3 protein-coding genes are annotated in these 5,254 nt (G+C 69.0%); 1 reads left to right on the top strand and 2 read right to left on the bottom strand.

The window, feature by feature from the left end; genetic code table 11:
* Positions 1-155: 155 nt before the first annotated feature.
* Both ABT085_RS43480 and nrdR read right to left on the bottom strand, forming a co-directional pair.
* Positions 156-3,050 carry a vitamin B12-dependent ribonucleotide reductase gene (locus ABT085_RS43480; protein WP_351621893.1) on the bottom strand — a complete coding sequence of 965 codons (2,895 nt, stop codon included), beginning with the start codon at positions 3,048-3,050 and terminating at the stop codon, positions 156-158.
* 162 nt (positions 3,051-3,212) lie between these two features.
* On the bottom strand, positions 3,213-3,794 hold the full coding sequence (nrdR, locus tag ABT085_RS43475; protein WP_351621890.1) for a transcriptional regulator NrdR: 582 nt from the start codon (positions 3,792-3,794) through the stop codon (positions 3,213-3,215).
* A gap of 613 nt (positions 3,795-4,407) precedes the next feature.
* Between nrdR and lexA the strand changes: the two genes are divergently transcribed.
* Positions 4,408-5,187: a transcriptional repressor LexA gene (lexA, locus tag ABT085_RS43470; RefSeq protein ID WP_351621887.1), complete on the top strand. Its 780-nt coding sequence runs from the start codon at positions 4,408-4,410 to the stop codon at positions 5,185-5,187.
* The last annotated feature ends 67 nt before the right edge of the window (positions 5,188-5,254 follow it).

Below are 5,254 nucleotides of genomic sequence, written 5' to 3'. Positions count from 1 at the left end.
GGGGGGGCGGCCCCCCCCCCCCACCCCCCCCCGCCGGGGGGCTGCGGGTTGCGGTCGGGTGGGGGGGCCCCCCCGCGCCGCCCCCCCCCCCTCTTCTCAGGAACCCGGCGTCAAATGCCCCAGCGTTTCAGGGCACTTGACGCCTGGCCCGTCGGTCAGCTGCAACCGCTGGTCGAGCCGCAGCCCTCGCAGATGTAGCAGGAGCCGGCCCGCTGCATCTTCGTGCCGCAGGAGAAGCACAGCGGGGCGTCGGCCTGGATGCCCAGCTGCATCTCCACCAGCTCGGCGCTGGTGTGGACCTGCTTGGGAGCGGCCGGCGCGGGCACCTCGGCCTTCGGCGCGGCGACGGCCTTCAGGTCCGTCTGGCGCGGAGCGGACTGGGCCAGAGCCTCGACGTCGATCTCCTCCTCCTCGGTCGGCTCGTAGGAGCCGGTCTCGAGGTGGCGCTGGCGCTCCTCGGCGGAGTGGATGCCGAGCGCGGAGCGGGTCTCGAAGGGCAGGAAGTCCAGCGCCAGGCGGCGGAAGATGTAGTCGACGATCGACTGCGCCATCCGCACGTCCGGGTCGTCCGTCATGCCGGCCGGCTCGAAGCGCATGTTGGTGAACTTCGAGACGTACGTCTCCAGGGGCACGCCGTACTGGAGGCCGACGGAGACCGCGATGGAGAAGGCGTCCATCATGCCCGCGAGGGTGGAACCCTGCTTGGACATCTTCAGGAAGACCTCGCCGAGACCGTCGTCCGGGTAGGAGTTGGCGGTCATGTAGCCCTCGGCGCCGCCGACGGTGAAGGACGTGGTGATGCCGGGACGTCCCTTCGGGAGGCGCTTGCGGACCGGGCGGTACTCGACGACCTTCTCGACCGCGGTACGGATGGTGTCCTCGGCCTTCGCCGTGACCTCGGCCTTCTCCTTCTCCTTGGTCTTCGCGGAGAGGGGCTGGCCGACCTTGCAGTTGTCGCGGTAGATGGCGAGCGCCTTGACGCCCATCTTCCAGGCCTCGAAGTAGACCTCCTCGACGTCCTCGACGGTGGCGGTCTCGGGGAGGTTGACCGTCTTGGAGAGGGCGCCCGAGATCCACGGCTGGATCGCGGCCATCATGCGGACGTGGCCCATCGCGGAGATGGAGCGCTCGCCCATGGCGCAGTCGAAGACCTCGTAGTGCTCGTGCTTGAGGCCGGGGGCGTCGACGACATTGCCGTGCTCGGCGATGTGGGCGACGATCGCCTCGATCTGCTCCTCCTGGTAGCCCAGGCGGCGCAGGGCCTGCGGGACGGTGCCGTTGACGATCTGCATCGAGCCGCCGCCGACCAGCTTCTTGAACTTGACCAGGGCGAGGTCGGGCTCCAGGCCGGTGGTGTCGCAGGACATCGCGAGACCGATGGTGCCGGTCGGGGCGATGACCGACGCCTGGGAGTTACGGAAACCGTTCTGCTCGCCGAGGCGGACGACGTCCTGCCAGGCCTCCGTGGCGGCGGCCCAGATCGGGGTGTCCAGGTCGTCCATGCGGACGGCCGTGCCGTTGGCGTCGGCGTGCTGCTTCATGACGCGCTGGTGGGCGTCGGCGTTGCGGGCGTAGCCGTCGTACGCGCCGACGACCGCGGCCAGTTCGGCCGAACGGCGGTACGACGTGCCGGTCATCAGGGAGGTGATCGCGCCGGCGAGGGCGCGGCCGCCCGCGGAGTCGTACGCGTGGCCGGTCGCCATCAGCAGGGCGCCGAGGTTGGCGTAGCCGATGCCGAGCTGGCGGAACGCGCGCGTGTTCTCGCCGATCTTCTGGGTCGGGAAGTCCGCGAAGCAGATGGAGATGTCCATCGCGGTGATGACGAGCTCGACGACCTGGGCGAAGCGCTCGACGTCGAAGGACTGGTGGCCCTTGCCGTCGTCCTTGAGGAACTTCATCAGGTTCAGCGAAGCGAGGTTGCAGGACGTGTTGTCCAGGTGCATGTACTCGCTGCACGGGTTCGAGCCGTTGATACGACCGGACTCCGGGCACGTGTGCCACTGGTTGATCGTGTCGTCGTACTGGATGCCCGGGTCGGCGCAGGCCCAGGCGGCCTCGGCCATCTTCCGGAACAGGGACTTGGCGTCGACCTCCTCGATGACCTCGCCGGTCATACGGGCACGCAGGCCGAACTTGCCGCCGGTCTCGACGGCCTTCATGAACTCGTCGTTCACGCGGACCGAGTTGTTGGCGTTCTGGTACTGGACGGACGTGATGTCGTCGCCGCCCAGGTCCATGTCGAAGCCCGCGTCACGCAGGGCGCGGATCTTCTCCTCCTCCTTCACCTTGGTCTCGATGAAGTCCTCGATGTCGGGGTGGTCGACGTCGAGGATGACCATCTTCGCGGCGCGGCGGGTGGCACCACCGGACTTGATCGTGCCGGCGGAGGCGTCGGCACCGCGCATGAAGGAGACCGGGCCGGAGGCGTTGCCGCCGGAGGAGAGCAGCTCCTTGGAGGAGCGGATGCGGGAGAGGTTCAGGCCGGCGCCGGAGCCGCCCTTGAAGATCATGCCCTCTTCCTTGTACCAGTCGAGGATCGACTCCATGGAGTCGTCGACGGCCAGGATGAAGCAGGCGGAGACCTGCTGGGGCTGCGGGGTGCCCACGTTGAACCAGACAGGGCTGTTGAAGCTGAAGATCTGGTGCAGGAGGGCGTACGCCAGCTCGTGCTCGAAGATCTCGGCGTCGGCGGGCGAGGCGAAGTACTTGTGGTCCTCGCCGGCCTTCCGGTACGTCTTCACGATGCGGTCGATCAGCTGCCTGAGACCGGTCTCGCGCTGCGGGGTGCCGACGGCGCCCCGGAAGTACTTGCTGGTGACGATGTTGACCGCGTTCACCGACCAGAAGTCGGGGAACTCGACGCCACGCTGCTCGAAGTTGATCGAGCCGTCGCGCCAGTTGGTCATGACGACGTCACGGCGCTCCCAGGCCACCTCGTCGTACGGGTGCACGCCGGGAGTGGTGTGGATGCGCTCGACACGCAGCCCCTTGTTCGCCTTGGTGCCCTTGGCGCGGGAACTCCGTGCCGGACCGCTCGCCGTCTCTGTCATGCCGCCTCCCATTACGGGCAAAACGCCCTGAAGTGCCCCGATGTTCCCGTGGCACGGTGTTCTCTCTGGTGTTGCGGGCACCCTCGTACCGCCGCCCGCAACAAGTCTTGGATCGCCGCCGCCGGCCGGTTCCGGTGCCTCCGCCCGGTTCCGGCCCGCCGGTCAGTCGGCGACGGGGGCGGGCTCGGGGACCTGACCGGTCCCGCCGCGCCCGCGCTGGTCTTCCCGGCCCCCCGCGACCGCGCCGCCCTCGCGGCACTCGCAGCCCTCGCGGTCCTCGTTGACCGCAGCGGGGTGTCCGGTGTGTTCCCTCAGTTCCGTGATCGCGGCCTCGAAGTCCTCGAGCGAATCGAAGGCGCGGTAGACCGAGGCGAATCGCAGGTACGCGACGAGGTCGAGTTCCTGCAACGGGCCGAGGATGGCCAGTCCCACGTCGTGGGTGGTCAGCTCGGCGCTCCCGGTGGCCCGCACGGCCTCCTCGACCCGCTGGCCGAGCTGCGCGAGCGCGTCCTCGGTGACCGGCCGCCCCTGGCACGCCTTGCGCACGCCGTTGATGACCTTGGTCCGGCTGAACGGTTCGGTGACCCCGGACCGCTTCACCACCATCAGCGAGCATGTCTCCACGGTCGTGAAACGACGGGAGCAGTCGGGGCACTGGCGGCGCCTGCGGATCGACGTGCCGTCGTCGGTGGTACGGCTGTCGACGACGCGACTGTCGGGGTGCCTGCAGAAGGGGCAGTGCATGAACTCCGAACCCTCCTCACAGCAGACTCAACAGCCTCGACGGCCCTCCCGGACCCCTCGAAGCAGCCCCAAGCATAGGCGATGACCGAGGGGCGCGAGACCCATGGGACCACAACTTCTGGGCCACGACAGCAATCCAACCACTAGATGTGGGGCTCGACTCATACAAACACGCCGAACATGTGTGTGGGGTGAGGATTGGCACGTGCCGGACGCCCGTACCACCTCGCAGGACGCGCGGCCCCGGCTCTTCACCCGGATGCGCGGGCGCCGTACGCGGCGAACGGGGGACACGGACGTACCGTTTCGGCACCGACAGGGATAGCGTGAGCCACACACGGAGGGGCACGGCACTCCTGCACGGAGACACGAGCGCTTCACGGTCGGCGGGACCGCGGATGGCAGACTGGGGCGACACCCCGGCAGGTCGTCGACCCCGACGAAGAAGGGTACAACGAGCGGCCCTTCCACCCGCCGGGCAGCGCGTCAGCCATACACCCAGACACATGATCGCGGCAGTGAATCCGCGATTTTTCACTCGAACGTGTGTTTGGCGCAACCTTTCGAAAGCAACTACCGTTGTCCAGCAGGGAGACCATCGAGAGGGGCCGACGTGACCACCACCGCAGACAGTGCCACCATCACTGACCAGGACCGCTCCCAGGGCCGACTCGAGCCGGTGCATGCGATGAACGAAGCCACGAGTCCCGAGGGGCACAAGCGCTCCCTGCCGGGCCGACCTCCAGGGATCCGGGCGGACAGCTCGGGACTCACCGACCGACAGCGTCGGGTGATCGAGGTCATCAGGGACTCGGTGCAGCGGCGGGGCTACCCGCCGTCGATGCGGGAGATCGGCCAGGCGGTCGGCCTGTCCAGCACCTCGTCGGTCGCACACCAGCTCATGGCACTGGAGCGCAAGGGCTTCCTGCGGCGCGACCCGCACCGCCCGCGCGCGTACGAGGTACGCGGCTCCGACCAGGCCGCCTCCGTGCAGCCCACGGACACCGCGGGCAAGCCGGCCGCGTCGTACGTCCCGCTGGTGGGCCGTATCGCCGCCGGTGGCCCGATCCTCGCCGAGGAGTCCGTCGAGGACGTCTTCCCGCTCCCGAGGCAGCTGGTCGGCGACGGTGAGCTGTTCGTCCTGAAGGTCGTCGGCGACTCGATGATCGAGGCCGCGATCTGCGACGGCGACTGGGTCACCGTCCGCCGTCAGCCCGTCGCCGAGAACGGCGACATCGTCGCGGCGATGCTCGACGGCGAGGCCACCGTCAAGCGCTTCAAGCGCGAGGACGGCCATGTCTGGCTGCTCCCGCACAACGCGGCCTACGAGCCGATCCCCGGCGACGACGCGACCATCCTCGGCAAGGTCGTCGCCGTGCTGCGCCGCGTCTGAGGACAGCGGCGGGTCGGTCGCACCGACCCGCCACCTGACTGGGCCCCGGGACCCCTGCGCCGGTTCC

The sequence above is a fragment of the Streptomyces sp. NPDC002265 genome (assembly GCF_040296125.1).
Taxonomy (GTDB): Bacteria; Actinomycetota; Actinomycetes; order Streptomycetales; family Streptomycetaceae; genus Streptomyces.
The sequence above is the reverse complement of the archived record's forward strand: the minus strand, read 5'-3'. Positions and strand labels throughout refer to the sequence as shown.